Consider the following 22,998-nt stretch of genomic DNA (forward strand, 5'->3'; position numbering starts at 1 on the left):
AATAATTATTATTTTCATATCGCTAAAAAAAGGACATTTTGATTAATAATTTACAATAAAATTATTGACTTATAACAAAAATATGCTATAATGTTAATAATTCTTCATTGATATGAAGGATTATCGAAACTAAATGTTTCAGTACGATAATATTTCCGATGCAGAAAGCATTATTTCATAGGTTAATATCTTAAGAAGGGTGAGCCGTTCTTAATTTTTTGTTATTTTCCTATATAATATAAACTATGGAAAAAATAATAAATTGAGATCAATATTTTATGGCATTAACAAAATTGAGTGCTTTACGTTCAAAAGATCCAAATACTAAAGTTGGAGCTTGTATTATAAATCAAAGAAAAAGAGTTATAGGATTAGGTTATAATGGAATGCCTTCTGGAAATGACGATGACTTCCCTTGACAAAGAGAAGGTGAAAACGCTAAAGAAACTAAATATGCATATGTAGTACATGCAGAAATTAATGCGATTTTAAATTCAATTACTTCTTTAGAAAATTCTATTTTATATACTTCCTTATTCCCTTGCTCTAATTGTGCAAAAACAATAGTACAATCAGGAATAAAAGAAGTTGTTTATTTTCAAGATAAATATCATGATACTGAAGATGCTTGAATTGCAAGAAAAATATTTAAAGATTCTTTTGTAAAAACAAGAAAACTTGAAGAAAGCAAAATAACTTTACAACTATAATTTTACTTTTATAAAGGAAAAACCAGTGTATTTATAAAAAATAGTAGGTAAATTTTACCTACTTTATTTTTATAGTCGTTATTTTTTATCTTTGTTATTTTTTTTGTTTTTAAATTTTCTAAATCATTTATCGAATCAAACTTCTCTTTTTAATTCTTCTTTAATTTCTTCTTTTTGTTTTCTTTTTAGATTAACATAAGCAATTTTTTCAGCTTCATGAAGATTATCAACATCTGTGTTCTTAATAACTTCTCTAATTTCATCTTCAATAATAATTTCTGTATCAATTGTTCCGTATTTACCTGCTTTAAATTTAACAATAGCTCAATAAGATACAGGTAAAATAATTGCTCCAGAGAATCAGTTACCTACTAAAGCAGGTAATGCATTTACAAAGAAAGCTTTTAGTGTTCAATCAATATTGTAAGCTGATAATTTATGAGCTGAATTTATATTAATTATGTTATATAAAGTATCTTTAAATCCTTTTACACCATCTGCATTAACATTTATAATGTGGGCTAAGACATAATCTTTTGTAATAACTCCGTTATTTATAGCATTATGAGCTCAATCTAAAATAACTTGTTCATTTCCATTTTTAAAATATTGAACATATTCAATATCGCTAAATAATCACCCAAATGAAAAAATAATTAAGTTAGCAATAACATGGTGAAATCCTGTTATTGTAAATAATCAAATAAAGAAGAAAATTATGAAAATTTTTCCAATTGCCCCTCTTGTTGCTAAAGTTGATCAAACAGTTCCAGCAACAATTAAGTTTGAAAACATTGAAGAAAACAGAATTTCTCATCAATAACTTGAAACTTTTTTAGTTATTAAATATTCTATAACTCTTAGTTGTTCTGCTTTGAAAGCTGCAGCACCTCTTAAAATTGCTGCAGAAATTAAAGCTCCAACTAAATTTCCAAGAAAAACAATTCCTAAATTTCTAAAAACCTTGTATAAACGTGCTTTTTTATCAAATACAGCAAGCATTGCTAATGTATCTGAAGTGAAAAGCGAACCACCAAGAATTGTAATCATCATCAAACCAACTGGGAAAATTAATGAAGCAACAAATAAAGCTGGGCCAGATAAGTGAAATTCACCTGTTTGTTTTAATTCATCATTACCATATCATGACAAAATATAAACATAAGCTACATAAGCTATTGCAACATAAACTGATGCTAAAATCCCCATTAAAAAGATTTTTCATCACACAAGTTTAGTCTTTTGATAACCATAATCCATTGCATTGGTAAAGTTACTCTTATAATCGTGCATATTTCCTCGTTTTTTTTAAAATTTTACCTTAATTAATAAAATTTATGTTATTATTATAATACTAATTTAATATATTTAAACAAAATTAGAATACGAAAATATGGGAACAAAGTTCCTATGTGAAAGGAAATATGAAAAAAGATATCCATCCTACATATCAAACTGTAAAAGCAGTATGTTCAACTTGTTCAACTGAATTTACTTTTGGTTCAACAGTAAATAAAATTTCTGTTGATGTATGTTCTGGATGCCACTCATTCTTTACTGGAGATAAATCTCTTGCAAGAGCAACAGGAAGAATTGAAAGATTCAACAGAATGGCATCATTTGCAAAAAACCACAAAAAATAAACTAATTCAAATTAATCAATGGTTTTCCATTGATTTTTTTATTCTAAAAACGATTAAAAAGAGTATAATTTAATAATAAATTATAAGACAAAAAGAAAGAGGTAGTTATGAGTAAAGAGTATGGAGCAAGTAGTATTCAATCTCTTGAAGGATTAGAAGCTGTTAGAAAGCGTCCTGGAATGTATGTTGGTGGAACTGGAATAATTGCTTTACACCATTTAATTTGAGAAATAGTAGATAATGCAGTTGATGAATCACTTGCTGGATTTGCCAACACAATCGAAGTAACTTTAACTAAAGATGGATATGTTAAAGTTAGTGATAATGGTAGAGGAATCCCTGTGGATATCCATCCAAAACACGGAGTTTCTGCTGCAGAAGTAGTTTTAACAGTTCTTCACGCTGGTGGTAAATTCGATAGTAGTGCTTATAAAGTTTCTGGTGGTTTACACGGTGTTGGCGCTTCTGTAGTTAATGCTTTAAGTTCTAATTTAAAAGTTTGAATTAAAAGGGACCATAAAGTTTATTTCCAAGAATTTGTAAATGGTGGAAAAAAAGTTGATGACTTAAAAGTGGTTGGTGAATGTGGTGATGAAACAGGAACCACCATTATGTTTAAACCAGATTTTGAAATCATGGAACAACATGAATTCAAACTAGAAACAGTTATTGATAGAATCAAACAAACTGCCTACCTAACAAAAGGTTTAAAATTTATTGTTCAAGACGAAAGAGTGAATATTAAAAAGGAATTTCACTTTGAAGGTGGAATTATTGACTACATTTCTGAATTAACTAAAGGATATGAAAAAGTTACAGAAAAATCCATTTATGCTGAAGGTATTTTTAATTTAGGCGAAGAAAAATCAACAGACATAAATGTAGAAGTAGCACTACAATATGTAACTGAAGATAGAGAAGAAATCTTAACATATGCCAATAACATCTATAACAAAGAAGGTGGAACTCATGAAACCGGTTTATTTGACTCTTTATCTAGAATTTTAAATAATTATGCAATTGAAAATAAATTTTTAAAATCTGAAACAGATAAATTTTCAAGAGAAGACTTAAGAGAAGGTATGTTTGTTGTAATTTCCATCAAACATAGCGATCCTATGTTTGAAGGACAAACTAAAGGTAAATTGATTAATAAAGACGTAAGACCCGCTGTAAATAAAATCTTTTCTGAAGTTTTTGAAAGATACTTAAATGAAAATCCAGGAGAAGCAAGAAAAATCATTGAAAGAAATTTACTTGCTCAAAAAGCTAGAAAAGCTGCTGCTTCTGCAAGAGAAGCAACAAAGAGAAAAAATCCTTTTGAAGTTGGATCGCTACCTGGAAAATTAGCTGATTGTTCAACAAAAAATGCTGAAATTGCTGAACTTTACATCGTGGAGGGAAACTCTGCTGGTGGTAGTGCTAAAATGGGTAGAGATCGTCACTATCAAGCTATTTTACCTTTAAGAGGAAAGGTTATTAACTCTCAAAAAACAAGTGATGAAAAAGTCTTTAAAAACGAAGAAATCCTTTCTTTAATTACCGCTTTTGGAACAGGTATTGGTCCAGAATTTAATATTAATAAACTTAGATATCACAAAATTGTTATAATGACCGACGCCGACGTTGATGGTGCTCACATTAGAACTCTTCTCTTAACTTTCTTATATAGATACTTTAGACCATTAATTGAATATGGATTTATCTACATAGCCCAGCCACCTTTATACAAAATTTCTTATAATAAAAAAGATGAATACGCTTATAATGATGCTCAAAAAGAAGAAATTTTACAAAGAATAGGTGATAGTAAATTCTCCATTCAAAGATACAAAGGACTTGGAGAAATGGATCCACAACAACTTTGAGAAACAACCATGGATCCCGCTGTAAGAAAAATGCTTCAAGTGCAAATTAAAGATGCTATGATTGCTTCACAAGTATTTGAACAACTTATGGGAGAAGAAGTTGGACCAAGACGTGAATTTATTGAAGAAAACGCTAAATTTGTTAAAAATATCGATTTATAAGAATAATTAAACAAGAACTTTGATTCTTGTTTTTTTCTTCAGTTTTGCAACCCATAAACCCAAATTCAGGAAAATAAAAAATCAAAACTGTAAGCGTTAACATAATTGAAATATGTTAAATTTATGTTATTGCTTTTTTGTTTTGATTTTATTTTTTTATAAATATTTTTAGTTCACTAGATAAATTTAAAATATTACAAAATCTATATAATAACTTAATTTTTGTCACATTATCAAAAGAATGAGAGATATAAAAATTGTCAATTAATTTTGCATAGAGTCGTTTTGGTTGTGAGTGTTTAACTTTATCTGTAGAGAGACTAGCTAAATTTAATCATTCATTTTGTTTTTGGTTTATTAATTCTAAGTGGTTTTCTGTTATATTCTTATATATTTTATTAAGCAAAATGCTTAAATGCTTTTCAAAAATAAATTTTGTATTTTTAAAAATAATGTATTTTACTTTATCATCTCTTACTTGATCATTATTAATTTTTTTAAAATTGTTTTCATTAATCATAAATAATTCATGAGAGTTATCATAAGTTTTGACATCTTTAGATTCTTTATTAATACTTTCTTGTTTGTTTTTATTATGAAACATGTGCTTAGATACTATTTTTTCAAATTTTTCATCTTTTTCTATTTGTAATTCTAGTAAATTATCTAAATTTAGAACTTGCAATAGTTTAAACAATTGTTTCATTCTTCTTTCTTTATCGCCTTCTAAAGATATAAATAAATTTGTTCCCGGAACAGAAGAATATTTATATTTATTTCCTTCTTTTTTCTCTGCAAATGAAAAGTTTTTAATAAGCGAAATCTCTTTTTGTTTGTTATTTATTTCATTAATAAAATTTTCAAATAAATAATTATAAATTTTGTGAATCACTAAATAAAATTTATTTTTTTGCATATCAAAACATTCATTATTAAAGTAAATAAATTTTATTTTGTCTTTTTCTATCGTTTTGTTTTCAACACTTTTAAAATTTAAATTATTAATTATTGAAAAATTATTATTAATTTTATTAGTTAATATCACTTTGCTTTCTTTTATCTCTAAATCATTATTTGGTAACTCATCAAGAAATTTTATTTTGTTTTCCAAATTTAAAATTTGTGCAAATTTGAAAAGATACATCATCTTAATTTCATTAGAAGCATGAAGATGGAAATATAAACCGGTTTTATTTAATAAATGATATTGGTAGGAATTTGTTTTTTTTTCTTTGTTTTTTAGAAAATTTCCTAATTTTAAAATCGACTCTTGTTTTTGGATAATTAAATCAAAATAATTATCTGCTATATCTTGATAAATTTTTTCAATATTTTCTTTCGCTTTTTTGTTAGTTAAGTCATATGTTTTATTTTCAAAAACAATATATTTAGTTTTTGAAAAGTCATTTAAACTAATTTTATTTTTTAATTTTGTATAAGAATGAGTTGAAGGTAAATCATCATTCTCTATAACTTTTTTCTGTATTTTTTCCGTATTTTCTATATTTTTACTTCTTGCTTCAACTTTTTCTCCACCAATCAATTGAGAATATTTATATTTGTTTTTAAAGTTTTTTTCAAAAATAAAAATTGTTCTTTTTTCTATTTCTTCTTGATTTCATATATCTACTTCTTTAAAATATTTATTTAGTTTAAAATCAGAAGTAATATAACTTTGTTTTTTCTCTTTAAAATTTAAATTACCTAACGAAGCATTTGTTTTATCATTAAGAAGTGTTAAATTACCAATTGTATGTAAATAATTACTTCTTATGTTTTCGATTTCTGAACTTTCCAAACCTTCATTATCCGAACTTAAATTTTGTGCAAAAATGTGTTCAATTTGGTAATTTTTATTAATGTCTTCTAATGATAAATCATAAAACAGTAAAAAGTCTGCAATTTTATTTTGTTTATTGTATAAAAAATGATTTAGTAAGGAGTTTTTTATAATTTCATCATCAATGTTAAAAATTTCTTTTTTATTTGCTTCTTCTATATAATCTTTTAAAATTGATTTAAATGAATTAAAATCTCCACTATTTTTAATTTCTCAATAAAATTTTAAAAATAAAGTTTTTCAATTAATGTTTCTTGAAAGATTAGAAATTTGAATTCTAGAAATTAAATTGTTAAAAAATTTAATAGCGTTTAGTAATTTATCTTTATCACCTTTATCTTTGTCACAAATTTCTATTAAAATTAGATAGCAAAAAAATAAAGAACCTTTGTTTTCATTTATAAGAGTTTTTAACTTAAATAATTCAATTTTTATATCTTTTGTCTTTTCTGTGCTTAATTTTCTTTCAATATTTTCATCATTTCAAATCAATCTTAAAGTTTTGAAATTTTCATAATAATCAATGATCATTTTTTCTTTTGTTTTGTAATCTTGTTTATTGTCTCTTCATCAACTTTCAAATTTTTCATAAACATTGAATTTTTCATCTGCTTTTGAATCTGAATAATGTTCTGTATTTGCAAAATTTAAGTGGTTAACAAAAAGATAAAAGAATCTATCTAAAACATTATTATCTATTTTAGAATCATTAAAAATATCTTCAAAAATTTGACTATCTGGAAGGTTAGAGTAAATAATATTTTTAATTAATTCATAATCCCTTAACTTAATACCAATATAATTTTGTTCTCTATATCATTCAATTGCTTCTTCTTTGGTTTCAACTATTAAAACAACAATATTAAAATTTTTTTCGTCATTTTGGTTTGCTTTGTGAAATTTTTCTATTAAATTATAAAGTTTGTTCTCTTCTTTAAATTCTTCTCTTAAAAGTTTTAAAAAATAATTATAAATACTGTAAAATGGTTCATATTCCCTTGGTGACTCTTTTGCTAAAGTAGTGATTCTATCTCATGTATTTTCCGGTTTTTTTATTTTATCAAAAAAGGAATTTGAATTTTTGTTTTCAAATTTTATATCTAATTTTAAAACTTTATTTTGAATGGCTACTTTGTTTTCTTCTCATTTTCCCTTTAATAAATTAACTTTTATTTCATCTTCTTTTTCTAAGAAAAAATCGTGTAAAGATTTTAAAAAAATAAAAGTAGTCAAGAATCTTTGTTGCCCATCAATGATATTTATTTTATCTTTTTGTGGATTTTCCCTTAAAACTACAAAAGTTCCAAAATATAAATCATTATTTTCAGTTGTGTTATTATTTTCTTCTTTGTAAAAATTAATAAATTTTTTAATAAAATTACTTGCTTCTCTTTCGTTTCAAACAAATTTTCTTTGAAATCTTGGAATTATTATTTCTTTTATTTTATTGTCTTTCTTGTTGTCTTTGGACAAAAAGAACAAATCTTTAAATATATCTGATATTAATGGTTTCATTTTTCCTACTTTGCTATTCTATTATTTAAATTATAATATAAAATTACATAAAAAGCCCTTTAATAGAGAAAATAAAGGTTTTTTCCATATATATTATTTACATTATAATAATAAATGGCCTATTATTTAAAAAATTAAATATGTAATATATCAATTGTTAAAAATAAAAAAAGCAGTATTAACTGCTTTACATTAAAATGAAAGGTAAAGAAATAATAAATAAAATAAGAAAGCAAACTAAACCAATAAAAATATTTAAGTAACTTTTTTCTTTGTTGTCTTGTCTTAATTTTTCAATTGAAATCAATTCTTTTTCTTCCATTTGATTTTCTTTTAATATTTTATTTTCTCTTTTTATGTTTCAGTTTTTTATTCCTTTAGAATAAATATCAAAAAGTCCTCATTTTATAACAAGAGCTAAGATGGTAACTCCTAATATTAAAAAAGAAATTGTAAATAAAGACTTATATCAACTAAGTTTATTAAATGTTAAAGTCATTAAGAGAAATAAAACAGTAAAAGTAATAATTCAGAAAACTAAGTAAATATAATCTATTTTTCTCAGTTTTCTAATTATTTTATTTTTTCAAAAAAATTTAATTTTATTCATTTTTATTTAGTCATTTATTCAATTGATTTTTTGTTCCATAAACTTTGTGTGTTGAAGAATTATCAACTAATTCTTCTTCAATAACATTAGGGAAATTTTGTTCTTTTAAATAATCTAATTCAAAATTAGATGCTTCAAATGGTTCGTTAGCATTTGACATTTTTGGAATAGATTTAAATAAGTTGATTGTGTAAGGGTGTTTTGGATTAGAATAAATTTCTTCTGTTTTTCCTCTTTCAACTATTTTTCCAAGATGCATAATAATAATATTATCAGCAATATATTCAACCATTGATAAGTCGTGTGCAACAAAAATTAATCCAATTCCTTTTTTATCAACTAAACTTTTTAGTAAGTTAACAATTTGTGCTTGAATAGAAATATCAAGAGAAGCTATTGGTTCATCAGCAATAATAACTTTTGGTTCGCTTATTAATGCTCTTGCAATAACTATTCTTTGTCTTTGACCACCAGAAAATTCATGTGGGTAACGATAAGCAAACTGTCTTAATAAACCAACTTCTTCAAGTGCATTATAAATTGATTCATCATATAAAGTTTTCTTAACAACTTTTTTAGTTATTGTTAGATTTTGATTGTTGTTGTGTAATCCAAGTAAATAAGTAATTCTATTATAAATTTTTCTTAATACTTTTAATTCTAAATTAAATGAATTAAGAGATGAATATTTTTCATTTACTTTTTGTTTATATGATTCTAGTTGAATTTTTACTTCGTGAGCATTTAATCCATCAGCTATTAATTTTTGGTGAATTCAAACTAAAAATCTTTTGTGAATTTCAGCAAATTTTGCATCTAATACTTTTTGTTTTTCACTTATGCTTTTTATAACTTTTTCTTGTTTGCTAATTTCAGCATTAATGTTAGTTTCTCATACTTTAAAATCTTTTTTGAAGTCTTCTAATTCGTGATTAAAAATATGTTTATTTTTCTTATGAATAGCTTGTAAAAGATTGAATTTAACTTTATCTTCTTCTAAAATATGTTTTTCTTTTGAAAGTGATTTTTTAAGTTTTTCAATTTCTGCTTTAATACCTTTAATTTTGTTTTTATATAATACTTTTTTATCTGCTGCTGTTTTTAAAAAGTGTTCTAAATCAACATTAGCAAATTCTGCAAGTAATTCTGATTTTAATTCTTTTTTAGAAGTTCAAAACTCATTATTTTCGTTAGGTATTTTTAAAAATTTATTTTCATATTTTTCTATTAAAAGTTTATTGTGATTATTAAATAATTCAACCATTTTATCAATTTCTTCGATAGATAATCAATAAAATAAATTACTTTTTAAATCACCAGATCAGGATTTATTTTTTAAAAATTCCTTTGTAAATAAATTGATAACTGCTCTTTTGTAGAAAAAAGAATAGTTTTTGTAATCTGTTGAAAGTAAAGCGTTATCTAAATTGATTAAATATTCTGATTTAAATTCATAAATATAGCTTTTTACGTAGTTTTTGGAATTAGTACACTTTTCTTTTCAAGAAGTTTGGAAATCATTTAACTCTTTTTCTTTTTGGGCAATTTGTTCCAAAATCGCTACATTTTCTCTTGAATTTTTGATTAATTCTTCTGCTTTAACTAATGCTGCTTTTGATTCTCTTAATGCTTTTTCATCATAGCTCAATTCACCATTTCTATATTCTTTTTGTTTTTCGAAATAGAAATTACTTAAATTAGTAACTCCTTTATACATAAAATTAATAGCTTTTGATTCGTGAAATTGTCTTTTTGTTAAATATGAAAAGTAAGCATTGAAAATATCTTCATATGTGTTAGATTCAAATAATTGATCAAATGAAGCAAAGTCATCAAAGTGAAATTCTCATTCTTTAAAATATTCATTAGCTTCAAAAATAGTACTATTTAAGTTATCTAATCTTTGCTCTTTGAATCTTCTTAAAAAAGTATAATGGAAGTTTGAAGTAACTTGTTGTCAATCTTTAAAAATATCCACCATTTTGTCTTTAATGATTCCATTAACTTTTAAAGGTTCTTTTAAAATAGAATAAATATTTTTTTGTCCATTTAAAGAAGCATGTGGATCTTGGAAAATCATTTGCATATTTTTTCTCATAAATTTATCTTTTGATCTTCCGATTTTTTTACCAGAAATAATTCTATTTTCTAATGTTACTTGTCCATTATATCTATCATATAATCTAATGATAGATCTACCTACAGTTGTTTTACCTGAACCTGATTCACCAATTAATCCTAAAACTTCTCCTTCAAAAAGTTTGAAATTAATTTTATCAACAGCTTTTACAATTCCGTTTTTATTGTAAAAATACTTTTTAAGATTTTTAACATCTAATATTGTTTTTTCCGTATTTTTATTCATTTTTATTAAAAACCTCTCTAAATAATTTTAATCTACTTTTTAGTTGTTCTGTTAATTCTACTTTTGGTGCATCTGGGTGTAATAATCAGGTAGCAGCAGCATGAGTTTTAGAAATCTCAATTAAAGGTGGTTCTTTTTCAAAATCAATTTCTAAAGCATAATCATTTCTTGGTGCAAAGGGATCTCCAGCTGGTAAATTAGCCATATCTGGTGGGGTTCCTTTTATGTTGTAAAGTTTTTGATTTTTGTTTTCAGGAATTGCACTAATTAAAGCTCAAGTATATGGATGTCTTGGGTCAGTGAAAATATCTTTTCTCGTTCCTCTTTCCACGACTTTTCCTGCATATAAAACATAAATGTAATCACAGAATTTAGCAATTACTGAAATGTTATGTGAAATAAAAATTAAAGAAATTTTGTATTTTGTTCTTATTTCATTAAATAAAGCTAAAACAGATGCTTGAACCGTTGGATCAAGAGCTGTTGTAGGTTCATCAGCAATAATTAAATCTGGTTGTGCTGCTACAACCATAGCAATCACAACTCTTTGTTTTTGTCCTCCACTTAAAGTATGTGGATAAACATTAAATCTACTTCTTGCTTCAGTAATTCCAAAAGATTCAAGTAAATTTACTAAGTAATCAATTTTTTCACTTTTTGATTTAAATCTAGAATCTTTTTCTAAAACATCTAGTAATTGTTTTCCAATTGTTCTAGTTGGATTTAGGGCTGTTAACGGATCTTGAGGTATATAACCTATTTTTTTACCTCTTATTTTTAATCATTCTTTATCTTTTGTAAATTTGGAAATATCAATTCCAGAAACTTCCATTTGATCACTTTTGGTATAAGCTAATTCATTTATTCCTAAAAGAGCTTTAGAAGTTACTGTTTTTCCTGAACCTGATTCACCTACTAATCCTACAATTTCTCCTCTTTTAATTTTTAAGTCCACTCCACGTACTATGTTAATAAATTTTTGTTTTTTATCTTTAAAGGAAACTCTTAAATTTTTAACTTTTAAAAGGATTTCTTCTTTATTTAAGTCTTTTTCCATATTTATTTAGCTCCTTTTTTAACAACTTTTGGATCAAGGCCATCGTGGAATCCTAATGCCACAAATCTTAGTGAAAGTGAAATAATTAATAAAATAATTGAAGGGAAAGCAAGTGCTCAAGGGTTTTGATTAATTAAACTTGCTGAACTTGTAATTAAAAGTCCTAAATTAGGTACTGAATCTGTACCTTCTTTAATAAATCCAAGGAATGCAATTCCTGCTATTGCTTGAATTCCAGCGGTAATTCTTAAAACAAAACTATTTGCTAATTTTCCGGAAATTGCAGGTAAAATATGAGCAAATATTAATCTCATTTTTGAAGCACCTATCGCTTGTGAAGCATAAATATATTCTTCGTCTTTTACTGTAATAGTAAAGGATCTAGTGGTGTCAGCAGCACCGGTTCAACCTGTTAATGATAGAATTAAAATAATTGCCGGTGTGTTAGTTCCAAAAATTCCAATTAAGATTATAAATAATACTACTCAAGGGATTGCATTAAAAATTTCAATTAATCTTAGTCCGTATGTATCTATTTTTTTTCCTACGTTAAATCCAAGAAAAGCACCGACAGATACTCCGATAATTGTTTCAATAATTGCAATTGCAAAAGCAATTCCTATTGCGTTTAATGTTCCAACTCAAGTTCTTAATCAAATATCTCTTCCGTATGAGTCAGTTCCCATAAAGGCATAAATTTTTGAATGTTCATCTCCATTTAAAGCGTTAATAACTTCATAAGGATTTAAAGTTACTAATCAAGTTTCTGGAGCGATGTTTGTTGCTTCTCCTTTTATTAGTTCAGGATTTAGCTTATGAATTTTATCTAATAACTCAGTAGATAAGGTAAAAGTAACATCTCCTTCAAAACTTGGTTTTAACTCTTTAATTAAAGAAAGAGAAGCACCAGAAATAGGTTTAGTTGTTGAAAATGGTGAAGTTAGCCAAGAAATAAATGCTGTAATAATTAATAAAATAAAGATAACTAAAGCAATAACTGCATATTTATTTGCAAAAAACCTCTTAATAACATCTAAAAGTAGTTTAGAAGGTTTTCCGGTTACAGAAGATGAAGAAATAATATCTTTATTAGCGGCAGAAAGTTTTAAAAGTTCTTTATCAGCTTTGGAAAATTTATATTTTTTCTCAAAAGCTAAACTTGAATTTTGTTTTTCCATTATTTTTTCCCTCCTTGATAACTTTTTCTTCTAACTAAATAATTTTTAAATAATAATCAATAGTTTCTAGAACTATTTGAATTAGCAATTTTAATTCTTGGATCCATTCATGCATAAGACATATCCACAAATATTAATGTAACCATCGATAATGATGTAAAGAACACAAGTGAGAACATAATAACGTTAATTTCTCCTTGTTCAGTGTAATTAACAATAATTGATGATGATCCAGGAATTCTAAAGAATTTTTCTAAAATAATACTTCCTGATAGTAAACCTATATATGAGAATAAAATAGATCCTACTAAAATAACAGATGCGTTTCTTAAAACGTGTTTTTTAAAGATATTTCACTTAGATAATCCTTTTGATTTGGCAATTAAAACTTGATTTGAAGTTAAAACTGTTACAACTTGATTTCTAACAAAAATTGTATATCCAGCCAATGATGATAAAGTAAATACAATGATTGGTGTTATTAAAGAAGCAATTGTAATATCAACAGGAACATCTCTTGGATCTTTAAATTCAAATGGTAATCCTGCTTTTGAAGTAATTAAAACAATAATAGGTGCTATAACAAAAGCTGGTAAAGCAACAAATAGTGTAACAAAAGTTGTTATTGCACTATCTATTCATTTTCCTCTATTATAAGCAGCAATTACTCCTAAAGATATACCAATAATAACACTTAATACAAACGCTGGTAATGATACAGCAATTGTTCATCTTAAAGGTTCAAAAAATAATTTTGGAATATTTTGACTATAATCACTTGTGTCTGAATAAATTATTCCTGCATTTCCTGTAAAGAAATCTTTAAATCATAAAACAAACCTTGTTACTGGATCTTTATCAAAACCATAAAATGATTTAGGATCGATTTTTAAGTTTTCATCACCTGTTGGATTTAATCTTTTTGCGGCATCTTGTAAACTTTGTTCGGTAAAAGGACTTTTACCAAATGAAGCTTGTAATAAATATACTATAAAAATAATTATAAAAAAGGTGATAATAGCTAAACCAAGCCTCTTAAAAAAGTATTTAAACATTCTATTTATCTCCTTTTCTTATAACCACATCTCCATAAGGTATATACTCAAATTCTGATAGTGGAATTTCGATATGTTTATTTCAAATTGATATTGAAGGAACGTTTGAACTTGTACTTAAATCGATTTCTGGCACATAACCAATTAAAACTCTAATTTCTTTAGCAAGTTCTACTATTTCTTTATTTGTAGCTTTTGATTCATAATTTAAGTTAAAAATAGCAGTTAATTCATTAAATTCATTTTCTGCACTTGCATCAACTCATTTGTTTAAACTATGATTAAATACTTTTTTAACTTTTTTTCCATTTTCTTCAAATTCTTGTTCTAATGTTTGATCTTTAAAGTATTTTTTAGTTGTTTGATCATAGAAAGTAACATTAGAAATGAAATTAATAACTGAGTTTTTTCCAGAAGCTTTTCTTGGTTCAAATTTTTTCTCATATTTATTTGTTGTTTTATTTAATACTCATTTGTATTTTTGTGATCAAACTGGTTTTTTATTTAATCCTTCACCAGTAAATACATATACTTTTTCTTTTTTATCATTTAATTTTGGAACAGCATTTCCATCTTTATCAACTTCTTTTGGAGTTCCATCTGCATTTTTTTCATATTCATATTCGTATTGAATATCTTCATAATTAGCATCATATGCATTTGTTGCTTTTATTCATTCTGAAAAAGGTAATCATGCTTGTTTTTTATCTGGATAAGCTAATCTTTCTTTTTCAAATTCTGTTTTAAAAGCATCTGCATATTTTTTGAATTCTGGGAAAGATTTAACGTAAGGACTATCACTTGGTAATTCAGCAAAATGAGCGATTGCTAAATAAAGTGGACTTCCATTTAGTTGTCCGGAACCATCAATAAAGGTTCCGGAACCATCATAGTCAGCACTTCAACCTACTATTTGTGAATTTCCTAAACCTAAGATTAAAACATTTCAAACATCTTCTGATTTAAATTCTGCTTGTGAATTGATTTTTAATCTATTGTCTAATTTATTCATCATATCAATTACAGAGTCAAGTGAAGCGATTTTAGATGAACTTTCATTTCTATATCTATTAGAAATTGAAAACTCAATTTTATCTTTACTTGCATCTAAATGATTTTCTGCATAGAAATCATCAAGTATTTTTTTCAATTCAGCTTTTAAAACTTCAATTCTTGGTGCTTCATATTGTTTGTTTTTATCTTGTAAATTATCTAAATATTGTTTTCTTTGCTCTTCAATAGTTTTTGTATAAAATATTTCTCCATTTTCATTTATAGAAAAAGTTGTGTTGATATCGTCATAAAAGTCTCTTGCTGTTTTTCCATCTAACTCACTTCCACCTAAATGATTGTCTGGACCAATCATTGAAAGTCAAGGAATTGCAGTTTTAGAGTTATCTTTTATGTATGTATAACTATTTCATAAAGCATCGATAATTGTTCTAAATGCAAAGGATTTTCCTGTAAATAATGTCTTTCCAAGCTCTGCTTTTCCTTTTGCTAATTCTTCAATAGAACTACCAAAAGCTAATTTAGCATAGTTATCATTGAAGTAGTATTTTTTATCAGCTTGACCACCATTAAAGTTTGTTCCTTTTTCAAGTAAATCTCTGGCACCTGGAATTACGTCTTTAGATAAACTTCCTTTATAAAGCCCTTTATCAGGTGTTTTTCTAAAATGAATTTGTGATAAATCTTTATAAATTATTGATTTATTTGCATCTGATAAACTAGAATATGGAAGAATTGAAACTGTTCCTTCTAAGTAATTATTAAATTGAGCACTATTAAATTGAACTGAATCTGGATATAAATTATATCTTGATGTTATTTTTTTAACTGAAGTTGCCTCTTTTTCTTTTCAACCTGTCTCTGCATAATAATCATTTCTTATATAAACTGTTCTATCGTTTGATAAATAAAAAGGTAAATATGGTGAAGCATATAATTGATCTTCATCATATTGTTTTCCATATCAGTAATATGCATATTTAAATGCATCACCTGTTTCACCAAATTCTCCTTCGTGTTTTCCAGTAATATCAAAAATTTGTTTGTTTCTATCGTCGATAAATTTATGTGATACAGGACTAAAATAAGTAGAATCTAATAATAATTTTTTAAATAATTCATTAAAATTAGCCTCTTTATTTTCAATTTTTAAAAATGTTAGTCCTTTTTCATTTGTATCTTTAATATCAGTAATAAATGTTTCTGATTTTGAGAAGTTATCTTTCTGAATTCCAAAAACTTTAAAGAGATAATCATTTGAAACGTGGTTTGTACTATCAAAACTACTTGATGAACCTAATGAATATTTTCTAATAATATCATCATCTATTTTTTTAGAACCACCATGACTTGCTCTATAGTCACCACCATAAAGCATTTTTCTGTTTCAACCGTAAACAAAATCTTCTAATTCAACATTATATTGACTTTTTTGTCCATTACTTTTAACTCAAGGAATATCTTTTTTAATAGTTAATTGAATTTTAGATGCCTTACTTAATTTATTTAAAAAGTTTAAACTGTTTATTGATTTTGGATCATCTGAAGTTAATTTAACTAAAGCAGAAGTTATTTCTTCTCCTTCATTAAACATTCCTTTTTCGTGTTTATCATTATCAAAAACGCTTATTGTTCCATCTAAATCTGTAACATAAATTTTATCTACTAATATTAAACTATATCATTGATAAGTAGGTTTCTTGATTTTATAAACACCTTCTTCAAATTTATTTCCATTATTAGGTTTTATATTTTCAAATTCTGCTTGTCCTGAACTGACTGTTGCAAAAAGATTTGCATTAGTAAAATAACTAGCTGGTGTAGAAGGAGTACCTAATATTACACTAAAATCTTGGTCAAATTTTTTGTAGCCTGAAGTAGCTAAATTAACAATAGAACTTATTTCTTGTCTTTTATAATGTGGTTCTATTGTAGAACAAGATACAACAGTAGCTGTTGTACCAACTAAAACTGCTGGCACTGAAAAACCAATTAATAGTCTTCTTTTTTTCATATCTTTCCTTTCTTAAATATTTAAATATTAATAAAATAAAAACTCTTATAAAAACTAGCTTTTTTCTAATTTCTATAAGAGCATATTTATTTTATTAATATTAAAATGTTTTTTACATCTCAAAGAAATTAAAGAAAAAATCATTGTTGTTAATCATCTTAGTAACAATGTTTTTATTAAAAATACGTTTAATAACAATGATTTTCATTTTTCTCCTCTTTTTGATTTAACTTTAATATTATACATTTTTTTTGAAAAATTGTAAATTTTTTTATAAATTTCCATTTTTAATCAAAAAATTAATCTTTTTTATTTAATTTTATCTTTGAATTTTTTCATTAATTCATCAATATTTAATTCTTCTAGTTTTTTAAGTTTTTCTTCCGCTCTTTTAATTCTTTCTTCTTCAGTTATCTCTTTTTTTACTTCTTGTTTTATAACAGAAGAGTTAGTTTTTTGAGAGTTAATTTCTTTTTCTTTTTTTGCTATTTTTTCTTCTTTTATAAAGGTTTTTTGCTTATTTTCAGAAATTTTGTTTTCATTTTTAACTTCAATATTTTCCTCTTTTTTTAAGTTATTTTCAATAATATAAGCATTTATTTTACTTACATAAAAAGCATTTTTATTTTTGCTATTACTAAAACCTTCATCTAAATTAGAATAATTTAAAGAAGAAAAGTCAAAATCAGAAATATTATTATCTAAATCAAAAACTGAAATTTTAGTTTTGTTTTCTAAAACAATAGAATCAATAACTTCTAATTTAGAAATTTTATTTTGTGCAAAAATCATTTTTCCCTGTGTAGTTTTATTACTAAAAGGTATTTTTGCAGCATTTAATTTTTTATATTGTGCTTTTTTAGTAAATAATAAAATATCATCATCTTCGTCAACTAATGAAAAACTTGAAACAAGTGAATCTTTTGGCAGTGAAATTAATTTAACACCAGAAGAGTTTGTATTATATACTGGAATATCAATTTCACTATATTTTACAGCTTTTCCTTCACTTGAAATAATTATTATATCTTTGTAATTATCACTTATTTTTGCAGCAACTAAATAATCATCACTTTGTTTTATTTTAATTGCACTAATAGTTTTATTAAATCTTGAAACTTCAAAATCTTTAACTAAAACTCTTTTCCCAATTCCTTGAGAAGTAATCAAAGTTATATAATTATTAACTTCAAAATCTTTAACTAAAATAATAGACACTATTTTTTCATTACTTTTTAGAGAAACAAAGGTATTTAAATGAATTCCAAAATCTTTTCATTTAGATTCATCAATTTTATGAATTGGTAAGTAAATATAATTTCCTAAATTTGTAAAAATTAAAAGTTTATCAATTGATTCTACTTTATCTAAAAATAGCAAAGGATCTTTATCTTTTAATAAATAAGTTGATAATTCATTAGAATCGAAAGTTTTAACAGTTATTTTTTTAACATAACCATCTTTAGAAACTCCAACATAAAAATTTTCTTGTTTAATTAATTCTTCTTTATTAATTTCAACTTTGAATTCTTCATCATAAATTTTTGTTTTTCTTTTAGTTGCGAATTCTTTTTTAATTTCTTTAAATAAGGAAATTAAAAATTGATCAAAAGAGTTTTGATTATTTAAAAGATTGAGTGTCTTTTTAATTCTTTCTTCAAGCATATTTTTTTCATCGATATAAAGTTGCTGATCTATTCTAGAAAGTCTATATAATCTCATTTCAGCAATTGCTGTGGCTTGCAATTCACTAAAACTAAAGTTTTTCATTAAAGCTTCAATTACTCCTTTTTTTGAATTATCTGAATTTCTTATGATTCTAATTACTTCTTCAGTAATATCACCAACTTTAATTAAAGCAAGAGTTATTTCTAATTTTCTTTTATCTTTTTCTAAATCAAAGGTTAATTCCTTTGTTTTATATGTTTTAACATGATTCAAATATGCATTCAACATATTATTCAAAGACATTAATTTTGGTGCGTTGTTTTCAATTGCAATTGAATTATATGAATAATAAACTTGCATTTCTGTTTTTAATAATAAATAATTTAATACAGATTCAACTTTAGTATCATTATCAATTTCGATGATTATGGAAATTCCATTTCTATCAGATTGATCTCTTACTTCTTTAATTCCATTTATTTTTTTATCTATTCTTATTTCATCAATGTCTTTAATTAATTTAGACTTAACTACACCAAAAGGAATTTCATAAATTTCAATATGCTTTTTATTAATTTCTTCGCTTAATCTGTATTTTGAAACTAAAACAATTCTTCCTTGACCACGCTCAAAAGCTTCTAAAATCCCTTTTTTTCCGTATATTATTCCACCTGTTGGAAAATCCGGTCCTTGAACAATAGAAGATAATTTTCTTAATTCAATATTAGGATTTTTTATTTTTGCAATTGCAGCATCTAAGATTTCTCCCAAATTATGTGGAGGAATTTCAGTAGCAAATCCTGAAGCAATTCCTTTTGCTCCGTTAATTAGTAAATTAGGAATTAATGATGGTAATACAGTGGGTTCTTTTTCCGAATCATCAAAATTTGGAGCAAAAGAAACAGTGTTTTTATTAATAGATTCCAACATTAAATTAGTTATTAAACTTAATCTTGTTTCAGTATAACGCATAGCAGCAGCAGGGTCATCATCTATAGAACCTTTATTTCCATGCATTTCAACTAAAGGAACATTCATTTTTCATTCTTGAGCCATTCTTACCATAGCTTCATAAATAGAAGAATCTCCATGTGGATGATATTTACCAATAACATCACCAACTACTCTAGCTGATTTTTTAAAAGGTTTATCACTTTTTAAACCTAATTCCCACATTGAATATAAAATTCTTCTTTGCACAGGTTTTAAACCATCACGAGCATCAGGAAGTGCTCTTTGTTGTATTATATATTTAGAATATCTACCAAAACGATCTGATAAAATAGCATCTAATGATTTTGCTAAAAAATTTTCTTTATTTTTATTAAATATCATTATTTACTCCTGATTTATTAATATTAATTTCAAAGTCATCTTCAAGGGAAAAATCAACATTTTTGTTAATTCATTCTTTTCTTAATTCAACTTTATCTCCCATTAAAATAGAAACTCTTCTTTCTACAATTGCCACATCTTCAATTGAAACTTTAATTAAAGTTCTTGTTTCTGGATTCATAGTTGTTTCTCAAAGTTGCTCAGCATTCATTTCTCCAAGTCCTTTATATCTTTGGATTTCAGAATTGGGTTTATTTTTTAATAATTCTCTTAATTCTTCGTCACTTCAAACATAAAGAATTTGATTTTTAGGTTTTCTTGTAATTTTATATAAAGGTGGTTGTGCTATATATACCATTCCATGTTCAATTAAAGGTTTCATATATCTAAATAAAAAAGTTAAAAGTAAAATTTGAATATGGGCACCATCTGTGTCAGCATCTGTCATTATTATAATTTTTCCATATTGTGCGTTTTTAATATTGAATTCGCTTCCAACACCAGCACCGATTGTATTGATTATTGTAGCAATTTCTTCATTTTTTAAAATATCAAGAAGTTTTGATTTTTCTGCATTAATAACTTTACCTTTAAGTGGTAAAATGGCTTGGGTTTTTTTATCTCTTCCTAATTTAGCACTACCACCAGCAGAATCTCCTTCGACAAGAAAAATTTCTTTTTCTTCCGGTTTTTTGCTTTGTGCTGGTGTTAATTTACCAGATAAAATTTTCTTTTCACTTAAAGCATCTTTAGTTTTTCTAATTTCTGCTCTTGCTAATCTTGCGGCATTTCTTGCTTCAAAAGATTTTTTAATTTTTTCAATTATTTTTTGAGTTTCTTCTTTATTTTCGTTAATTCAGAATTTTAATTCTCGAGAAACCACTTCTTCCACAATTGTTTTTGCTTCAGGGGTTCCTAATTTATCTTTAGTTTGACCTACAAATTCTAAAATTGATTCTGGCACTTTTAAAGAAATAATTAAAGTTAAACCTTCTCTAATATCACTTCCATCAAAAGCGGTAATTTTTCCTTTTAAAAGGTTTTTTTCTTGTGCATAATCATTAAAAACCTTTGTAAATGCTGTTTTGGCAGCAATTTCATGTGTTCCACCATCTTTGGTTTTGACATTATTTACAAAAGAAATAATGGACTCAGAATAACTTTCTGTATATTGAAAACCAAATTCTACTTCTATTTTATTTTTATTATCACTAAAAGTTGCGATTTGTTTATTAATTACTACTTTAGAATCATTAATAAACTCAACAAAAGCTTTTATTCCATTTTCGTGTTTAAAAGTTTCGTTTTCTCCTGTATTTTCGTCATTAATTTTGATAGTTATACCTTTTAATAAAAAAGAAGATTCTCTTAATCTTTCACTAATTGTTTGAAAAGAAAATTTTGCTTTTTTAAAAATTTCATAATCAGGCAAAAAATGAACTTTTGTTCCTCTTTTGCCTGTATTTCCCATTAATTTGGTTTTATTTTTTATAGAACCACCATTTTCAAATTCAGTATAATATTCTTTTCCGTCTTTGAAAACTCAAACTTTTAATCATTTAGATAATGCATTAACTACAGAAGAACCAACTCCATGCAAACCACCAGATGTTTTATAAGCTCCTTCAGAAAATTTGCCACCTGCATGTAATTCACTAAAAACAAGTTCTACTCCTGTTAAACCACTTTCGTGTTTATCTACAGGAATCCCTCTTCCATCATCTTCTACAATAACAGAACCATCTGATTTCAAAGTTACTTCTATTTTTTTAGCAAAACCTGCTAAACATTCATCAACTGCATTATCAACAATTTCTCAAACTAAATGGTGTAAACCATTGACATCAGTGGAACCGATGTACATTCCTGGACGTTTTCTAACACCTTCAAGTCCTTTCAAGACTTTTAAACTACTAGCATCATAATTCATATTATTATTTTATAGCATTTTTCTTTTTTATTTTAAAAATACAAAAAAATATTTAATTTTTCATATATTAAAAAGTCGAAAAAAGCTCAAAAAATGATAAAATTTTCATTTTTGGAATTTTTTTTAGCGAATTCTTTGTTTTTTTTTTTTTTTTGTATTATTGAAGTAGGTAAAGAAAATCTTTGCCTTTTAAATTATTAAGAAAGGAGGAGTTTTTATGTTAAATTGAAAAACAGTATGAACAAACCATTTTGGCGACAAAGATTGTGGTTATGATTATGCAGGAAGATATATTTGTTTTTCTGAATACGGTTCAAAAACAAGTTCTGCTTGAAACATTGAACACATAAGACCAAGTTCTATTGGTGGAACAGATAGATATGAAAATTTAATTCCTGTTCACGTTGTTACTAATGCAGAAAGAGCAAATAAACCAGCTTGAGTTTCTAATACCATTCCTTTTGAATATATAAAAGGAAAAGGCATAAGAAATAAAAGAACTGGTAAAATTGTTTCTTAAATGACAGCAAATAAGCACTTAATTTTTTAAGTGCTTATTTTAACTTCTTAATTTTAAAAATAAAAATAAAGGATATACAATGAAAAAAGAAAAAATTGAATTGATGCTTTTAATTTTTATTTGTTTAATATTAACTTTTCTTTCTTTATTTAATTTGGATGAATCTATTTGAATTTGAGAAAGAAATATAAATATTTGAAGAAAAATAATTAATATATTTGTAGCAATTTCAGGTATATTGGGCGTTATATCAATTGTAATGTTTGCAAAAAAGAAAAGAATTGCCTTTATTTTAGCAATTCTTAATGCTATTTTATATGCATTTTTCTCTTTTAGTAATGGACTTGTGATTGATGGTTTTATTCAAATTTTATATATATTTATATTAATTTATATTTTTATAAAAGAAATAATAAATAATAAATATTCTAAAAAAATTAGAGAATTAAGACTCTCTTTATATGCTTCAATAGTTTTTGCAGGAAGTGTAATAAATTTTGTGTAAAAATTCCTCAAT

General features: G+C 25.2%; 15 protein-coding genes. 5 read left to right on the forward strand and 10 right to left on the reverse strand.

Features of this window, described 5'->3' with window-relative positions:
• The first annotated feature begins 245 nt into the window (after positions 1-245).
• The gene (locus ACXX85_RS03230; protein ID WP_458557423.1) at positions 246-710 is read left to right on the forward strand and encodes a deoxycytidylate deaminase; all 465 of its coding nucleotides are present in this window, start codon (positions 246-248) and stop codon (positions 708-710) included.
• Between the two features lie 78 nt (positions 711-788).
• Here ACXX85_RS03230 and ACXX85_RS03235 read toward each other — a convergent pair whose 3' ends face one another.
• Entirely contained in the window at positions 789-2,003 is a 1,215-nt protein-coding gene (locus ACXX85_RS03235) for a formate/nitrite transporter family protein (protein ID WP_436358605.1), read from the reverse strand.
• 131 nt (positions 2,004-2,134) lie between these two features.
• On the opposite strand from ACXX85_RS03235, the gene rpmE reads away from it, so the two are divergent.
• Positions 2,135-2,353, forward strand: a complete 219-nt coding sequence (gene rpmE / locus ACXX85_RS03240; RefSeq protein ID WP_436358606.1) for a 50S ribosomal protein L31 — start codon at positions 2,135-2,137, stop codon at positions 2,351-2,353.
• 107 nt (positions 2,354-2,460) lie between these two features.
• Positions 2,461-4,383 (forward strand): DNA topoisomerase (ATP-hydrolyzing) subunit B, encoded by a 1,923-nt coding sequence (gene gyrB / locus ACXX85_RS03245; protein WP_458560622.1) that lies wholly within the window; start codon positions 2,461-2,463, stop codon positions 4,381-4,383.
• Positions 4,384-4,531: 148 nt separating this feature from the next.
• On the opposite strand, the gene ACXX85_RS03250 is transcribed toward gyrB, so the two are convergent.
• From ACXX85_RS03250 to parE, 9 genes are all read right to left on the reverse strand, one after another.
• On the reverse strand, positions 4,532-7,738 hold the full coding sequence (locus ACXX85_RS03250; protein WP_458560623.1) for a DUF262 domain-containing HNH endonuclease family protein: 3,207 nt from the start codon (positions 7,736-7,738) through the stop codon (positions 4,532-4,534).
• Positions 7,739-7,925: 187 nt separating this feature from the next.
• On the reverse strand, positions 7,926-8,348 hold the full coding sequence (locus ACXX85_RS03255) for a DUF3899 domain-containing protein (RefSeq protein WP_458557421.1): 423 nt from the start codon (positions 8,346-8,348) through the stop codon (positions 7,926-7,928).
• Entirely contained in the window at positions 8,341-10,713 is a 2,373-nt protein-coding gene (locus ACXX85_RS03260; RefSeq protein WP_436358611.1) for an ATP-binding cassette domain-containing protein, read from the reverse strand. The genes ACXX85_RS03255 and ACXX85_RS03260 overlap by 8 nt, the downstream gene beginning before the upstream one ends.
• Positions 10,706-11,770 carry an ABC transporter ATP-binding protein gene (locus ACXX85_RS03265; protein ID WP_436358612.1) on the reverse strand — a complete coding sequence of 355 codons (1,065 nt, stop codon included), beginning with the start codon at positions 11,768-11,770 and terminating at the stop codon, positions 10,706-10,708. Before ACXX85_RS03265 ends, ACXX85_RS03260 begins: the two co-directional genes overlap by 8 nt.
• A gap of 2 nt (positions 11,771-11,772) precedes the next feature.
• The gene (locus tag ACXX85_RS03270) at positions 11,773-12,948 is read right to left on the reverse strand and encodes an ABC transporter permease (RefSeq protein ID WP_458560624.1); all 1,176 of its coding nucleotides are present in this window, start codon (positions 12,946-12,948) and stop codon (positions 11,773-11,775) included.
• Complete coding sequence (locus ACXX85_RS03275; protein WP_436358614.1) at positions 12,948-14,003, reverse strand: ABC transporter permease; 1,056 nt, start codon at positions 14,001-14,003, stop codon at positions 12,948-12,950. The genes ACXX85_RS03270 and ACXX85_RS03275 overlap by 1 nt, the downstream gene beginning before the upstream one ends.
• Before the next feature lies 1 nt (position 14,004).
• Entirely contained in the window at positions 14,005-17,028 is a 3,024-nt protein-coding gene (locus tag ACXX85_RS03280; RefSeq protein ID WP_458560625.1) for an OppA family ABC transporter substrate-binding lipoprotein, read from the reverse strand.
• Between the two features lie 309 nt (positions 17,029-17,337).
• Positions 17,338-20,031, reverse strand: coding sequence for a DNA topoisomerase IV subunit A (gene parC, locus ACXX85_RS03285; protein ID WP_458560626.1), 2,694 nt, complete (start codon positions 20,029-20,031; stop codon positions 17,338-17,340).
• The gene (gene parE, locus ACXX85_RS03290) at positions 20,021-21,961 is read right to left on the reverse strand and encodes a DNA topoisomerase IV subunit B (protein ID WP_458560627.1); all 1,941 of its coding nucleotides are present in this window, start codon (positions 21,959-21,961) and stop codon (positions 20,021-20,023) included. The genes parC and parE overlap by 11 nt, the downstream gene beginning before the upstream one ends.
• A 217-nt stretch (positions 21,962-22,178) precedes the next feature.
• Here parE and ACXX85_RS03295 point away from each other — a divergent pair, with 217 nt between their 5' ends.
• Both ACXX85_RS03295 and ACXX85_RS03300 read left to right on the forward strand, forming a co-directional pair.
• Complete coding sequence (locus tag ACXX85_RS03295; protein WP_458557414.1) at positions 22,179-22,481, forward strand: HNH endonuclease signature motif containing protein; 303 nt, start codon at positions 22,179-22,181, stop codon at positions 22,479-22,481.
• A gap of 79 nt (positions 22,482-22,560) precedes the next feature.
• Positions 22,561-22,986 carry a nicotinamide mononucleotide transporter gene (locus ACXX85_RS03300; RefSeq protein ID WP_458560628.1) on the forward strand — a complete coding sequence of 142 codons (426 nt, stop codon included), beginning with the start codon at positions 22,561-22,563 and terminating at the stop codon, positions 22,984-22,986.
• Positions 22,987-22,998 lie beyond the last annotated feature (12 nt).

The organism is Mycoplasma sp. Z386 (assembly GCF_054343375.1).